This is a genomic window from Synechococcus sp. BSA11S (genome assembly GCF_014224355.1).
In the GTDB taxonomy this organism is placed as follows: Bacteria; Cyanobacteriota; Cyanobacteriia; order PCC-6307; family Cyanobiaceae; genus Regnicoccus_A.
Map to the genome: position 1 here is coordinate 122,867 of NZ_VNWP01000008.1, position 15,547 is coordinate 138,413.

Consider the following 15,547-nt stretch of genomic DNA (forward strand, 5'->3'; position numbering starts at 1 on the left):
GAGAATCTGCCATCCCCCTTTCGGGGGAGCCTGGGGGTAGTACTAGGTCATGGGGAAGTGGGAGTCACAGCGGGGAATAGCGTGCATTGAGCACCGAAGTGGTTGCGGCGGTGTACATGTCTCCCCTCATCAGAGCAGGCCCGGCCGCTGATCGAGAAGTGGCTGGAGGAGGGCACGGCCAATGCGGCCGAGATCCTCAGGCGCCTGATCCGGCTGGCCCCGGAGAAGTACCACGAGGGGCAGCTGCGCTCGATGGAGCGGCGCGTCAGGGAATGGCGCGCTGCCCGCGCCGAGCAGCTGTTGGAGGGGATGCGAGTCGCCGGAAAGGGGGTGCCCACAGGGAAGAGGCCGATTCCTGTCGCGACACCAATTGGCGGTAACACTTAATGATGCAAAGCGACCGGTCAACTTCATTGTCGGCGGACATGAAGCGGTCCAGAACCTCAAGCAGCTCCGCCAGCACCCGCCTAATTGCAGGCCCCTGCTCGGGGTGGTGAACGGCGGTGAAGGCGCGAGCGGTCAAGCGTGCCTCGATCTCCTGCAGAGCATTGGCGGTGTCCATCAGCAGCTGGGGGATATCAACGGTTGCCGGGGGGCCGGGTGGTGCATCCAGCTGTTGCTTGCAAAACCCGCATAGAAAGCCTCAGGCGTGGCGGAAGGTCGTTTGGCGGCGCTCCGGCATGCTGGGCTGGGAAAAAGCTGCGAGTCCATCAGAGATCATGGGGTATCTCCCAAAGGGGCTGAGCGATTTTCTGAAGGGTTCTCCCGGGCTCAGGGCGTTTCTCGATATGGAGCCCATCTCTGAGAGCGATCATGATCAGCAACGAGCTGATGGTGGATGTCGAGGTCAAGAAGACAATATCCAGCCTGCAAAGCGCAAGGCACAACCATAATCATCCTTAGGTAAGGCTATTTGCGGCAGAAGTCGGATCAAGAAGGTACTCCTTTAGGGTATGCCTTCAGTGATTTTGGATACTTGTGAAAGCGCGAGTTGTCTCTCTTGCTTGACACTTGGCACGGTGATGCCGTTTCCGACAATGCTTGCCACCCAGTTTTTGGCTTCTGGATAGCAATTACAGTCCAGAACAAACTCCTGTCCTTTCCCAACAGTCTGCAAAATGGCTTCATCCTCCGTTCTCGACCAGCGTCCCGGATCCGAGTGATAAGAGATTGCCGGACGGCCCTCTGCCGGATGAAGCCACCTCGGTAGGCTCCATACGCTGCGAGTGCATCCTTCTTTCGAAAGGCGCAAGTCCTCTCTCATCAGCAAGAACTTGCCTCCTCCAAATTCTGCAGTGGGTGAAAATTCAGAGTGATCGCGTGCAATGTAGATGGTATTGCGATGGTCGCAGTAGTGATGAGGATTGGCGGCGTGCGGGTGTTCAATGATCCAAGGGTACTTTCTGACACATTCCGCTCGATTCGTGGCAATCGGTAGCACGTCCCCAACTTCCAGCCAGCCGAAGATGACATGCAGGTGAGGAGCTCCCTTCGCATAACGCCATCTACCGTTTCGTAGCTGTACAGATCGAAACCATCCAAAAAACAAGAAGACATCACCAACTCCAACTCCTTGCGATTGCAGGTGGCTCTGGGCCTGTTGCGCTTGTCCAAGAGCGGGACGCCACCCATCCTTTCGCTTTGACTTCCGCCGATGTAGATCCGGGTCGAGATGAACCCGGCTTGAGATGCGGTGTTGATTCTTGCTGAGATCGGTCAGGATCTTGTCCAAATCGATCTCTGTCTCGGCATCAAGGTCCTCGAACGTATCTTGGTCGTGGGATGAGGGTATCGGCAGTGGTAGTAGTCGTCCATCTGGCAGGATTGGACTTGGCATGCCTCCATAGGAGGAATCAAATCCCTTTCTGGAAAGAATCAGCTTCATGCAGCTTCCATCTCATCTGAATCTCTATTCATCTGGTTCCCGCGAGGCAGAGATTCGAGCCATCCAAGAAGATCATTGCATAGCCCTCCTCGCTCAATCTTTTTGTGACCTGGCCCCTTCTTGATAATCTCCAGTAAGTAGCTTGGGATTTCAATGGCCCTTGCGCCAAAGTACCAGAACTTATTGCAGATCAGAACACTTCCACCGCTAAGGTCTCGATCGGTGTCGGAGGTACTATGAAACGGATTCGGACGTTGATGCCAACCTTCTGTGCCACGATAGTAGATGTTGTCGCCACATCGATCGGAATAGCTGCCGTCAAACCTGGGGATCTTGCAGGTATATTCAGGAAGACTGCCATAGTCTGCCATTGATACAACCTCGTCCACTCTTCCAGCGTAGACAAGTTTCTTGTTGCCTACTGTCTTGACGGATCCTGTGGCAATGATGTAATCACCTCTTCGTGCTGCCTTTCTGATCTTTGGCTTGCAGGTGGCCAGGGTCAGGAACCCTCCATAGGGATTGGGGGCGAACCCCAGATCATATGGGATGACATAGGAAAACACACTCATCAACTTGCACGCTGGGTTCTGCATGAACTGTCTTGCTTGCTGCCATCTTCTGCAATCCCCCATGCGGGGGATCAGGGCTTCACCGCAATCAGCAAGTATGAGAGTCTGCACGGCATTCCCTGCCTCCGACCTCATCAAGCCACGGCGCACTGAGCCGCCATGTCCACCCGATTGATCACCCCCTCTCAGCTCGCGCTTTTCGGTCGCAGCCCGATGGTGGGTGCCTGGTGGGAGGAACTGGAGGCGCGGAAACTCTTCCAGGGGGAGAGGCCCGAGCCCAAAGCTCTGGAGAAGCAGCTCTTTGATGATGGCCTGCGTCATGAACAGGTGCTGCTGGATCGGCTCGAGGCCGCCGGCCACTCCGTTGTCCGTTTGAGCGGCCTTCAGAGCCAGGAGACCTATGCCGCCACCCGAGAGGCCATGGCGGCCGGGGTGGAGTTTGTGCATCAGGCGTCCCTGCGCAACGGCGAGATGCGGGGCTCAGCTGACCTGCTGCGTCGCATCCCCGGCACCTCGGAGCTGGGGACCTGGAGCTACGTGCCGATCGAGTGCAAGCTCTCCAGCAAGCCCCGCACCACCTTCCTGGTGCAGGCCCTCGCCTACGTCGACCTGCTTACCCCCCTGCTCAGCCAGAGGCCCGAGCGCTTTGAGCTTTACCTGGGCGGCGGAAGGTTTCAAAGCTATCCGGTGGATCGCTTCTGGGCCTGGTACCAGCACCTCCGGCAGCGCTACCGGGCCTTCCGTGAAGCCTTTGACCCCGCTTTCGAGCCTGAGAACGCCCCCGGTGACCACGGCCGCTGGAGCGCTTTCATCGAGGAGCGGCTGGAGCAGGTCCGCGATCTGACGCTGGTGGCCAATCTGCGCACCAGCCAGCGCACAAGGCTCCATGCAGCCGGAATCAGAACGATCGACGAGCTGGCGGCCCTGCCCGAGGGGGCAAGGGTTCCCGGTCTGGCGGCCGACACCCTTGACGCCCTCCGTCAACAGGCTCAACTGCAGGTCAGCCCCCGTGATGAGCAGGGAAGGCCCGCCTGGCGGCTGCGGCCTTTCGCCAACGGCAAGGGTCTGCTGGCCCTGCCGCCCGCTGATTCGGCTGATGTCTGGTTCGACATGGAAGGGATTCAGGATGCGGTGGCCGGCACCAAGCTGGAATACCTCTTCGGGACATGCTTCCGGGAGGCAGGGGACAGTTCCCCACGGTTCCGCGCTTGGTGGGCACATACGCCCGGTGAGGAGAAGCGGGCCTTCGAGGGGTGGGTCGACTGGATCGAACAGCGCCGCTCCCAGCACCCGGCTCTGCACGTCTACCACTACGCCAGCTACGAGAAAACCGCCCTGCGACGGCTGGCCCAGCAGCACTGCACCCGCGAGGCGGTGATCGACGACTGGCTGCGCAGCGGTCTGCTTGTGGACCTGTTTCCGGTCGTCACTCATGCGATCGTTCTCGGTGAGCCCAGCTACTCCATCAAGAACGTGGAGCGGCTCTACATGGACCCCCGGGCCGCCGAGGTGGCCACGGCCGATGAGTCGTTGGTGGCCTACCTCCACTGGTGCGCCTCCGGCGAACCGCCCCGACCCGGTGCACTGCCGGAAGGCAGTCCCCAGCTGCAGTCGATCGAGGACTACAACCGCGAGGACTGCATCTCCACCGTTCTCCTCCACGACTGGCTCCTGGGCCTGCGGGACGCCCACACCGACAAGCTGCCTACCCAGGCTTCCCCACTCCTGGAAGAGGAGATCCCCGAGCGCGAGCCCTGGCCCCTGGAGGCCCTTGCCACCGCTCTCCTGGGCGAACTTCCCGAGCCCCTGCAGAGCGATCCAGCTGCCGACGCCACTGAGGCTGAGCTGGCTGCCCAGGAAGCGATCGGCCCCCGCGGCCTCAGCTGGCGGGTGCATCGGCTCCTCGCCCAGCTACTGCCCTTCCATCACCGTGAGATGAAGGTGGCCTGGTGGGCCTACTTCGATCGCCGCCAAAGAGCTCTCGACGCCCCCGACGAGCTGGAGGACGACGGTGAGTCCATCGCCGAGGCGATCTGGCAGTCGGTGGAATCCCAGCACAGCGCGCGCACCGGGGCCGATCTCCACACCTTCCGCTTCGATCAGTCACAGCCGCTCAAGCTTCACGCCGACTCCGATGGCCGTTCACCGACGCTGGAAATCCCAAGTACCGGTGTGCAGCTCACTGCGATCGCCATCGATGGCGATCGCGGCCTGGTCAAGCTGAAGTACCCCTGGCGCAAGCGGGACCAGCGTCGTGCCGATGGGCTTCCCGACGCCATTCCGAGGGTTTCCACTCCTTTGATCCTGGTGCCGGCGGACTACAGCCGTTCCCTGCGCGATCGCCTGTTGGACCAGGCCACCGCCTGGGTGGAGGACCATGCCCCGCTACCGGAGGCCATGCGGCTTCTGCTGGAACGGCTGCCGGTTGAGGGCCTGGTGGAGCTCAATGCCCGGATCGATCGGGACGCTGCGGCTGTGGTATCCGAGCTGGCGGCCTTTCTCGTCCGTGACAAGCCCTGCACAGTTGTTCTGCAGGGGCCGCCCGGCACCGGCAAGACCACCATCACCGGGCGGCTGATCGCCGAACTGGCGCGACGCGGCCGCCGCGTCGCGGTCTGCGCCACGAGCCATGCCGCCATCAACAACCTGCTCCTGAAAACCCAGGCGGCCGTCGAGGAAGCGGGTCTCAGAGAGCCGGTGGTGAAGGTGAACAGCAGGGGGGAGGAGGCGCTGTCCGACGCTCCGATCGAGGTCGTCACTCCCGATGCGATCAGCGATGCAACGGCGGTGGTCGGCGGCACCGCCTGGACCTTCAGCCGGCCGGAACTGGAGGGGAGGTTCGACTTGCTGGTGGTAGACGAGGCGGGGCAGATGGCCCTGGCCCAGCTGCTGGTGATCGCCCGGTCTGCCCGCTCCATCCTGCTTGTAGGCGATCAGCAGCAGCTCGCGCAGCCCTCCCAAGCCGATCACCCCGGCGAGAGCGGCCTCTCCTGCCTCGACTACCTGATGCAGGGTGCGGCCGTGGTCCCCGCCGATCGGGGGGTGTTCCTTGCCACCAGCTGGCGCATGCAGCCCAGCCTCGCCGCCATGGTTTCGGCTTTGTTCTATGACGGCCACCTCCACGCAGCGCCGGCGAACGAGATCAATGCCATCGCCTGGGCCTCTCCATGTCCTGGCAGCGATGGAAGCCTGCTGCCGGACCGTGGCCTGGTCTTTGAGGCGGTAGACCACACAGGGTGTAGCGTTTGCTCCGAACCCGAGATCGACCGGATCGAGCAGCTGGTAAATGCTCTGCTCGGAGGTAAATACCGTCACGCCAGCAGCCAGGGACCGCAGGGCGGGCTTCTGGAGCCGGAACACATTCTCGTGACGGCTCCCTACAACGTGCAGGTGAATCGTCTGGAGCAGCGCCTCGATGGGCGTGCCCGGGTCGGCACCGTCGATCGCTTCCAGGGCCAGGAGGCTCCCGTCGCCATCCACTCCCTCACTGCCAGTGATGCGGATGCTGCGCCGCGAGGGCTCTCTTTTCTTCTGGAACCAAACCGACTGAATGTCGCTATCAGCCGCGCCCACTGCCTTTCGATTGTGGTGGGTTCACCGGGGTTGGCGAGTGGCATTGCTGGAACAGTAGCGGAGGCGGAGCAGATCAATCGGCTCTGTGAGCTATGCACTGACGATGACATGGTCCCCTTTAGATAACTACATGTTCCTTGTATCGGAATCCGCCAGAGCCTTATGAAGCGCAAGGGTGCCCGCGCGTTTACCGCATATCCCCCATCTGGGGGAAGCACACAAGCCCCGCCTTGCGGATGATGAGTTTGTCCAGGGAAACCAACCACTCTCGTGACTGCCTCAATGCCCCAAGTACTGTGTAAAGAGAGCGTGCTTGTATCAGGAAATGAAAAATCCCCATCACTTGGATTTCAAAGCATGAATACCCAAGAGCTTTTGACCTGGTATGAGGAGTCGGCTCGACCTTTTCTCGAAAGGCATGCCCCTGACAGGCTTGAGGCTGTGCAAGCCGACCAGCAGCGACTAAGTCGCCTTTTGAAATCAAGGGATGGAGTCACAATATGCTTCCTTGGCAACTCGGGGGTCGGCAAAAGTACTCTGCTTAACGCAATGGCTGCCGGCGCGAGCCAGATTCTTCCGGCCGGTGGGATTGGTCCTCTAACGGCGCAAGCCACAGAAGTCCGCTACAGCGAAGAAAAGCAATTTCACGTCACTTACCATCCAAAAAAGAACCTCTGGAGACTTGCATTCGCACTGGAAACCAGGTTACAGGCTGAACGCCGTGCAGCCAAGAAGAAGTCTGGCACAGCCGCCATCGAAGCCCATGAGACGGATGAAGATGGCACATTGTCCGAGTTTGCAAGCGTACTTACGCAAGATGACCTTGCCGAGGCCCGACAGCAAGCACAGGGTGATACTGATCTTTCAGCCGAATATGGAGGTGCTGAACCAACAGATGCACTAGAGGGATTTATCAAGCAGGCTAAGAATGTTGTCTGTGGCCAGCAATTTGCTGATAGACCACTGGAGTACCTAGTAGACGCACTCAGGCTGGCCTGCGGATACGAGCCCAAGTGGGGATCAATTATTGATGCTGAAGATCAGGTGCGTATAGAGCGTATCCACAGGATTATGCATTCCTCTAGGGAGGACCGAAGCTATGAGCGAAGGGAGGGCGGGGACCGCCGAGGCTTTCAGGAGGATATGACAGCACACGCAGCAGGTTTTCTTTCGCCTCTGATTGAACGGATTGAGGTTGGCTGGCCCTCAGACTTACTTAAGTCTGGAGTGGTTCTCGTGGATTTACCCGGGGTGGGCATTGCTCAGGACTCCTATCGAGACGTGACCAAGTCTTATGTGCGCGATAAGGCGCGTGCCGTGATTGTCACCGTCGACCGGGCTGGTCCGACAGACTCAACCATGGAGTTGCTTCGTACGAGCGGATATTGGCAAAGGCTGGTTGGTGCTGCAGATGATCCAGACAGCGATGCTTGTTCAATGCTGATTGCTGTCACACGAGTTGATGATGTTACTCAAACGGAATGGCAAAATCAAACCTCCAACCTTGAGGAAGGAGTACGGCGCCCCAAAAAGAGGGAAGTCTTTGCGCAACTGGTGGAAGAGTTTAAGCCGCGTATGAAGGCTCAGATTGTCGAACAGCTAGACAAGATTGGTGACTCATCGAACGATTCAGTCAATGTAGCTCGAGATCAGGCTCGCGCAAGCATTATCGAATCATTAGAGATTCATCCTGTCTCTGCGCCTGAGATGCGCAAGATTCTAATCGATGATGAAGATGATCGCTCATTCCTTGCCAATCCTGAACAGACGGGCATTCCGCAGCTCCAGGCTTCTCTAGCCGGCCTTGCGAAACGTGAGACTGAGAACCACCGCTTGGCCATTGAAGAACTGACACAGCGCTTAGCTACAACTCTGGTCAGCGAAATGCAACTAATCGAGGCCAAGTGGCGGCAGGAAAATCGGGCGGCGGAAGAAGCTGAAAGGCTAGAGACAGCTCTAAAACCTATTCTTGCTGAAAAGAAGGAGGAATACCGCGCTCGCGCGGCTGCCTTTCGCAACTTTCTGGACGAGACTGTTGAAGCGAAAATTGAAGCTCTGGTTTCAGAGGCACAGATAGCTGCAGAGAAGGATGTCAATGCTTACCTCACCGGCCTGCGAGGTGCTCATTGGGGCACCCTGCGTGCGGCTGTACGCCGGGGCGGCACCTTCTATGGAAGCCGGAGTATCAACCTTCCAGACGACATCACTGGCTACTTTCTGGAGCCAATGGCGGCGGTCTGGGGACAAAAACTGCTGCGCGTGATTCGCGCAAAGACTGCTGACCTCGCCAACGATACTGTTCTGCTGGTCCAGGAGCTTTGTATTTGGGCCAATGAGCATGGTGGAGCGACAATCAAGAAGCAACTCTTACAAGCCCAGCAAGATCGCATTGCTGCTCTAGCGAAGCAAATTAAGACAGTTGGTAAAGAAGCCATCGACGAGCTACGTCTGGCAGTGAAGTCAGAGCTATCCACTACCATCCGAAAGCCAATCAAAACTGCCTGCGAAGAATTTGTCAGCAATGGCAGTGACATCGGCCCGGGGGTAAAAGCGCGCATCTTGGAACTATTCTCTAATCTCGCAAGAGAGTCAACGCTGGCTGCGAGAGATCCCGCAATTCGCATTCTTCAGGAGAATGCAACTCGTGTCCGAATGGAAGTACAGCACGAGTTGAACAAGGGAGGCGAACCTTTGCAGGACACTGCAGACCTGATCGTCGAGAGTCATGAGGCACGTGTCCGTCGATCCGACGCCCAGAAGCGCAGGATGATTCTGGCAGAGGTTGACTCAGTGATTGAGTCTTTCCCAGGGGGATCTCTTTGCACATTAGACCACACTTACTGACTAAACAGGATCAATGCTTTTAGAATACGCTGGCCATCAACGGGCCTTGTTAAGAACGGTCGATGACTTCGGCTTTGTCACCTATGACTTGGTCGGTATACCCAGGCGGCTTTGTGAAGTGGATTCTCTTCCTCCACTGGTTGAGACCAATGTCGATAAACGTCGAGCAAAACAGCTCCCTACACCAGCAGATGAATTAACAAGCCTGGATCTCGCAAAAGGAGATGGCTGGCTGTCTCTCTCTGCAAGAACTCTGGCTCGAGTATATGCTGCATTCCTTGTTTCGGAAGATCCTCAGCGTCGACTGGATGCCCGTAAAGCTGCCACACTCATGCATCAGGTTAGCCTGGTGCAACACATTCTGCAGCGCCGGGAGCTTAAGAAAGTTCTGATTGGCGATGAGGTTGGTCTCGGGAAAACCATTGAGGCAGGATTGATCGTCCGCCAACTTCTTGAACGAGATTCGAGCATCAGGATTTTATACCTAGCCCCTGCCCGGCTGGTTACTAATGTTGCACGCGAGTTTCGAGAGAAGCTCGATATCGATGCACGCGTATGGGTGGCTGGTTCGGGTTCCGATGCCAGAATCAATGATGACCGACTCATCATCGCAAGTATACATAAGGCTGTCTTCGGAGACAATCTAGAGAAAGTAGTGAAAAGCGGTCCCTGGGATGTTCTTATCGTTGATGAATGTCATCATCTTTCTGACTGGAGTCCTTCAGGTGGAAAGCCTAATCAGTCCTTCAAACTGGTTAGTCAACTTATCAAGGCTCAGCCAGAAGAAGGTCGCCTCATTCTTATGAGCGGCACTCCGCATCAGGGTAGCGAGACCAGGTTCCGCAATATTCTGAGGTTGCTCTCCGATGACGGGAAGGATATCAAAGGGGCCGCTGGTCGCGTTATTTTCCGTACTAAGGACCGTGTTCGGGATTGGCGAGGAGCGCCGCTTTTCCCTTCACGTGATATCCGCAAGCCGCTTGTTGTGGAGCTTGGCAAGAGATATGAAGACTGGTATTCCCTAGTGGCAAAACTCTATGATATTGAGGGTCTAAATGGAGTACGTCTTCGTGCTGCTGGTTGGGCAAAGGGCCAAGCGCTTCAATGGGCTGCTTCCAGCGTTCAGGCTGGGCTGGGCTTCCTAGTGCGGCTTGCTATCAGGCGTCTGAACTGGACTTTGCAACACCCTTCCATGAGTGCCGCACTCGCGGTGCTGCGACCTTACCGGGGAGGGGCACAAGATGAGCCTCTACCTCTCTTGTTTGATCGTCTTGTCAAGCAAGTAGGTAGCGCCGTTCTTCAACAGATTGGCGAGGAGGATGAGGAGGATTGGGACGAAGAAGAGTGGCGACCTGATCCGGAGATGTTGGCACGGTTGCTCGATGAAGGCGTGGAGCTTATCCAAAGTGGCTCATCTCAAGCCAAGTGGGATGCTGTCTGTGACCTGATCGACCGGTTTGAAGGCGACAAGGTTGTCCTTTTCGCCCAGCCCGTAGAAACAGTCTCCGTAGTAGCAGCGGTCTTGGAAGAGCGCTACGGCAGAAAGCCAGCAATCATCATTGGCAACCAGCCTGATCATGAGCGTACTGCTCAAGTCGCTCGCTTCCAGTCAGATGATGGCCCACGGTTTCTAGTGTCGTCTAAGGCTGGCGGGGAAGGTCTAAACATGCAGCGAGCACGGTATCTCATACATCTGGACGTGCCCTGGAATCCGATGGACCTGGAACAGCGGATCGGACGTGTCCATCGCTTTGGGTCGCGCAAGACCATCGTTGTCGACACCGTGGTCGCGGCAGGCAGCAGGGAAATCGATATGTACCGCATTGCGCGAGACAAGCTTGCACTGGTAGCACGTCATCTCGATCCTGAACAGTTCGAGACGCTCTTCAGTCGCGTAATGTCGCTCGTTCCTCCAAAGGAGTTGGAGGCCATCCTGGGTCACGTCTCTGGGACGCTCGATTTTGGTTCACCCGAGGCTGAGGAGATAGGACGTTTGGTGAATGAAGGCTTTCATACCTGGAGTAGCTTCGACGATGCTTACCGAAGTCAGGCCGAGCTCATTCGAGCCGCGAATCCGGGAGAGGCTCACTGGGCGGACCTTGGTGCTTTCCTTGTTAAGTACTTCGGGGCCACTGATGGACCTGGTGCAACTTTTTCCTCCTTTGAGTTCTCGAAAGATGAAATTATTGCTGTCGAAGAAAATGTGAGGACAATTTACGCGCATGGGAATCTATATGCTTGTGGCAATACAGGCGGTCTGACTGCGGCTGGTCCTGACGGTCGATTGGCCGCGAATCTTGGGCTGAACCTAGATTGGGTTCAACGCAACCTGCGCGAGGCACTAACCCCGAATCGATCGGCGGGAATAGCTTTTGTAAATCGTTCGTCAAACCTTGAACTGGAGGTCAATGAAAGAGGGGTCTTTACCTGTATTTTCATGCTCAGACAGCAACTTAAGCATGAAGCTGGACGGTGGTCGGAAGGATCGGTGGAGTTGCATCTCTACATAGTGGGCTCAGAGGGTGCACCTCTAGAGGTGACTGGAGAAGCGAAAGCTAGGGTAGTTCGTGCTCTGAACACCTCCAGCAGAGTGAAAGACCCTCAGTCAATCGCTATCCGTCAGGATCTGCCAGAGATCGAACGCGAGCTCCTGACCACGCTCCGCACACCCTCCGATATAGATATAGCCCAAGGAGTCCGCTATGGGGTTTGGCCTTTGGCAGCAGTAGTCATAGTGCCTTAGTTGTATCTGCAGTAAAGGTTGACTGCAGAGAGTCGTTGTCCATGTGTAACGTGCTAATAGTGCGATCCCGAACCTCGTTTCTGTGGTGAAGAGATCGGCGTCCCCGGCGGTGTCGGTGGCTTCGCAGCGGGCTGGGGCAGCGTCATTCGGAAGCAGACTAAGGTGAAATCAGCACAGGGCCTTCGGGCCGACGACCCCAAGCGATGGCATTTGACGGGGCAGGAGCCTGCCGGGGATGGTGGTCAGGCCCCATCGACATCACCGCTCATCGTCGACAGCTTCAATCGCTGACTTTCAGGAAAGATGTTGCCGGTCGGCGCCTTTTCAGGCCGGAATGCAGAAATCTCAGAGGAGTCTTTTGGGCCTCTGATACCTGCGAAATCGCTACCGCAAAAATGAAATGTGGCGTCCTTAATCCCCGTCAAAGAGTATTGCATTCAGACCGGCCCGACAGATCTCGGTTACTTGACGAACTTGTTCATCTCCTTGAGGTGGTTTTAGGGGATCGCCCCCCGGACCTCTTAATCATCTCCCCGGCGGCCCATCGTGGGCTTCCCACGTTCGGGGGATCATGCCGCGTTATCGTCCAGACGAAAGACTGGCCGATCCCCACAGGCTGAAGGCTGGTCCAGTATTCAGGGCTGCTTCCAGGGAGATGATCCCCATGGCTATACCCAGAACAGCGGCATGGGTGCGATCACGGGCCTGGAGCTTGTTGATCACGTTGCCGACGTGGGTCTTCACCGTTTCAGCGGAGACGTAGAGCCGCTCGCCGATCTTTCGGTTCGAGAGCCCGAGCATCACCCCCGTGAGCACCTCCACTTCACGTTCGGTGAGCTTCTCAACGAGTGGTGCCATGTCGTCTCGGCGCCTTTGCTCCTTGAGGACATCGGCGGCTTCTTTCGGGTAGTAGACGCCACCTCCGGCAACGATCCGGAACACCGGCGTGAAGTCCTCCGTTTCAAAGCAGATCGCATCGCAGCCGGCCTTCAGCGCGTCACCGATCACAGCGGTGGACTCACGGTTGGTGATCAGGATGGTGCGTGTGTCGGAGTGGAATCGTTCAGCTCGCCGTACCAGCGACACCCCCGCCCCTTCATGCAGGGTCTCGCTCACAAACAGGAAGTCGGGCCGGTGCTGCAGCACATGCCTATAACCCTCCTCTTCGGTGGTGGAGGCACCCACCACATGCTCAGTGATCGGGTTGATGCAGATGAAGGCTCCAAGCCATCTCGTGTTGCCAAGGCAAGCCACGATGGTCTTCCCCTCAAGGAGCTTCCCGTACTCCTCCAGCAGCGCCGGGATGTTCTGCAGGTGATGGGTCAGATCCATCCGTGGGCCAGGGTTTCGCGGATCCTAGGGAAGGAAGCAGAACAGTCAAACCATCCTTTTCCCCAGCGGTCAGCCTTGCCTACAAGAAACCTCGTGCCCCAGTATTAGCGCATCAGGTTCTCTCAGGCCAAAAACGGGAGTGACGCACCGGAATTGCCCATAAGGCGTAGGGCCGAGAAAACCTGTTACGGAGCATTGGTCCCCAACCTTTTCTCTATCCTCAGTCTTCTGGATGTCGCAATCAGCATTCTGTGGCTCGCTCAGCAAGTCAGCCTCAGGATCCCCCGACTGGGGGATGCTCAACTCTTGGTTTTGCTGAGAGCATGATGAAAGAAGGTTTCATAGGCACAACTGCCGCCCTTCAACGAATGAATGTCACCGCAAACAGCAGTCTATGAATTCTGTCACACACCCAGTACGATATCTCGGTGGACAGCGTAACTGGCCATTAGATCAACTTGCAGATGCTCTGAAGCTCATCCGTGTGATCACATGATTGATACACGTGCTGTTCGTTTGGCTGAACTGCAGGCCCAGCTTGAGGTGATCCTCCAGGAGCTGAGTGAACTGGAACCCGGCACATTTGAGCATGAGGTCGCCGTGCTGCAGCGCTACGAGCCAGTTCTGCGTAATGCACTGGCGTTGGGTGATGAATTGAGCGATGAACCGTGTGAACCTTGATCAGTGGGGAGCCGATCCCCGGTCAGCCTGCCTGCCCGCTTGAAGCGTCGAGAGAGGCTTTCCCGTAAGCATGCTGTGGAGCAGTGGCAGAAGCTCCTCAAGGCGGGCTGGAGGCGGGTGCAGCCGCAGTGGTGGTCAGATCACCCCATGGGGCTTGGTGCGTTCACGCACCTCCGGCAGCTCCTTCAGCAACTTCCGGGAGGCTGGCCCTTGTTCAGGGTGGTGGACGGCGGTGAAGGCGCGAGCGATCATGCGTGTCTCGATTTCCTTCAGGGCGTTGGTCGTGTCCATCAGCAGCTGGGTGGAGATGTCATCGGTGGTGAGCGGAATCGGTCTGGGGTGACTGGTGACAGTGTTCCCAGGTCTGGAGAGGATGAGCAGTCTTGGGCTTGCGAGGCTTGAGAGGCTGTCTGCCGGTTGGCTGAGGGCTCAGTCCCCCCGCAATGATGCTCCCGCCAAGAGCGAAGCTGAAGGGATCCCTGCGGTTCGCCTCAGCGTTGATATGCCGTCATCAATCCCGAACCCTTCACTCCCCCCAGCAATGACGTGCCAACACGTATAAGGCCTGTCATGCTACAGCCAAAATCCTGTGCTGATCAGATGGATGACGCTATCCGAGAGCATTGGGAGAGAATCGCCGATGAGGTGTTCGATCGGGCATTGCAGAGGGCAGAGGCCAACGCGCCCAAAGCCAACGGCTCTGCTCATGAGGTCAGAGTGACAGATGCACGCTTTGCCCGGTTGGCTGAGCTGCAGGCCCAGCTCGATGTGATCCTCCAAGAGCTGAGCGATCTGCAGCCTGGCAGCGTTGAACATGAAGCCGCAGTGCTGCTGCGCTACGAGCCGGTTCTTCGCGATGCGCTTGCCCTGGGTGATGAACTTACCGATGAACCGGGTGAACCTTGATCAGTTCAGTGCCGTTCAGTCTACGGACATCAATCGACTATGTGTCTGGAATGACATGCGTTACTGCTTGCGCTTGGCGATGAGGCGACGTCTGGCTGAACCATCACCTCCAGGGAGCTGGTGGTGTCCATCAGCAGCTGGATGCCGATGTCGGCGGTGGTGAGGGGCATCGGTCTGGGGTGAATAACCCCCATCTGGGGGGATGCCCCAAAAAGGCACCTACGCACATCACTCACGGTGAACGCTGCTCATTGCCACACCTATCTGCTGCCGGAAGATTACGAACTCCTAACAATAAAAAAGATTTCTGGCGACAGCGATAGGCCAACCATGCAGATCAATGCTCATGGATTAAATAAGGGAAATCTGTTCTTCAAGCCACCTAGAAGCACCCCTGGGATCAAGAGGCGCGTAGGGATCATCTGCGAGCCGCGTAACGAACCATAAACGAGCGAGAGCCCATCTCTGAAGAGCTGGCTAAGAGTAGGCCTGATCTTAAGAAGTGAGTAAAACCCGAAGACTCTGAGGTGAGAGTACAAGGAACAAGCAGATCTACGAAAGGCTGACACACTGTTAGAAGGAGCTAATAGCATGCCATCCGACATCGACGAACACATCCATCCGTTACCCGTTTGCGGGACCGGCCAACACACTCCCCATTCCCCGCAGTGTGCTGGGCGTGGGCAACTGGTGGCCTGCGGGACGATCGTGGACCCACTCCACCCGCACTTCGGCATGGCCCTCTGCTGGCATCGCCCGATTGATGCCGATCCAGAGGCGGGCGGAGAAACCCAAATGGAAAAAGGGCCCCCCCATGAAAACAGCCCCCTGGGCGGGCCCCCGGGGGGGGCCGGGGGAGGGGGGGGACCCCCGGGCGCCCACGAAACACACCTCGGCAGTGACCCCACCGCCGGGGGGGCCGCCGGCGCCGACACGCAGCCCCCACGGGCGGCAGGACGCCTCGCGCGGGGGGGGCGGGGGGCGGACCGGCGGGGCGCCGCGGCGAGGGGG

General features: G+C 57.7%; 11 protein-coding genes and 1 pseudogene. 7 read left to right on the forward strand and 5 right to left on the reverse strand.

Annotated features, from left to right (window positions below; translation table 11 throughout):
* Positions 1-102 precede the first annotated feature (102 nt).
* A complete protein-coding gene (locus FPZ61_RS09255) occupies positions 103-387 on the forward strand; it encodes a hypothetical protein (RefSeq protein ID WP_185464657.1) in 285 nt (94 codons plus the stop codon).
* 559 nt (positions 388-946) lie between these two features.
* Here FPZ61_RS09255 and FPZ61_RS09260 read toward each other — a convergent pair.
* Positions 947-1,885 carry a hypothetical protein gene (locus FPZ61_RS09260; protein WP_185464656.1) on the reverse strand — a complete coding sequence of 313 codons (939 nt, stop codon included), beginning with the start codon at positions 1,883-1,885 and terminating at the stop codon, positions 947-949.
* Positions 1,882-2,457, reverse strand: a complete 576-nt coding sequence (locus tag FPZ61_RS09265) for a hypothetical protein (protein WP_185464655.1) — start codon at positions 2,455-2,457, stop codon at positions 1,882-1,884. The genes FPZ61_RS09260 and FPZ61_RS09265 overlap by 4 nt, the downstream gene beginning before the upstream one ends.
* Before the next feature lie 159 nt (positions 2,458-2,616).
* Here FPZ61_RS09265 and FPZ61_RS09270 point away from each other — a divergent pair, with 159 nt between their 5' ends.
* The 3 genes from FPZ61_RS09270 (at position 2,617) to FPZ61_RS09280 (ending at position 11,617) form a co-directional block, all read left to right on the forward strand.
* On the forward strand, positions 2,617-6,156 hold the full coding sequence (locus tag FPZ61_RS09270) for a TM0106 family RecB-like putative nuclease (RefSeq protein WP_185464654.1): 3,540 nt from the start codon (positions 2,617-2,619) through the stop codon (positions 6,154-6,156).
* A 156-nt stretch (positions 6,157-6,312) separates the two neighbouring features.
* Positions 6,313-8,874, forward strand: coding sequence for a dynamin family protein (locus tag FPZ61_RS09275; RefSeq protein ID WP_185464653.1), 2,562 nt, complete (start codon positions 6,313-6,315; stop codon positions 8,872-8,874).
* Positions 8,875-8,920: 46 nt separating this feature from the next.
* The gene (locus FPZ61_RS09280; RefSeq protein WP_185464652.1) at positions 8,921-11,617 is read left to right on the forward strand and encodes a DEAD/DEAH box helicase; all 2,697 of its coding nucleotides are present in this window, start codon (positions 8,921-8,923) and stop codon (positions 11,615-11,617) included.
* A gap of 579 nt (positions 11,618-12,196) precedes the next feature.
* Here the strand turns inward: FPZ61_RS09280 and FPZ61_RS09285 are convergent.
* Positions 12,197-12,949: a response regulator transcription factor gene (locus FPZ61_RS09285; protein WP_185464651.1), complete on the reverse strand. Its 753-nt coding sequence runs from the start codon at positions 12,947-12,949 to the stop codon at positions 12,197-12,199.
* Positions 12,950-13,441: 492 nt separating this feature from the next.
* Here FPZ61_RS09285 and FPZ61_RS09290 point away from each other — a divergent pair, with 492 nt between their 5' ends.
* Together FPZ61_RS09290 and FPZ61_RS15890 are read left to right on the forward strand one after the other, a co-directional pair.
* Positions 13,442-13,630: a hypothetical protein gene (locus tag FPZ61_RS09290; RefSeq protein ID WP_185464650.1), complete on the forward strand. Its 189-nt coding sequence runs from the start codon at positions 13,442-13,444 to the stop codon at positions 13,628-13,630.
* Between the two features lie 3 nt (positions 13,631-13,633).
* Positions 13,634-13,750, forward strand: a pseudogene (locus FPZ61_RS15890) (DUF1651 domain-containing protein); the annotation flags it as partial.
* Between the two features lie 15 nt (positions 13,751-13,765).
* Here the strand turns inward: FPZ61_RS15890 and FPZ61_RS09295 are convergent.
* A complete protein-coding gene (locus FPZ61_RS09295) occupies positions 13,766-13,921 on the reverse strand; it encodes a hypothetical protein (RefSeq protein WP_221629887.1) in 156 nt (51 codons plus the stop codon).
* Between the two features lie 309 nt (positions 13,922-14,230).
* On the opposite strand from FPZ61_RS09295, the gene FPZ61_RS09300 reads away from it, so the two are divergent.
* A complete protein-coding gene (locus FPZ61_RS09300; RefSeq protein WP_185464649.1) occupies positions 14,231-14,536 on the forward strand; it encodes a hypothetical protein in 306 nt (101 codons plus the stop codon).
* Positions 14,537-15,160: 624 nt separating this feature from the next.
* On the opposite strand, the gene FPZ61_RS15305 is transcribed toward FPZ61_RS09300, so the two are convergent.
* A partial coding sequence (locus tag FPZ61_RS15305) for a hypothetical protein (RefSeq protein WP_221629888.1) occupies positions 15,161-15,547 on the reverse strand: 387 nt, incomplete at its 5' end.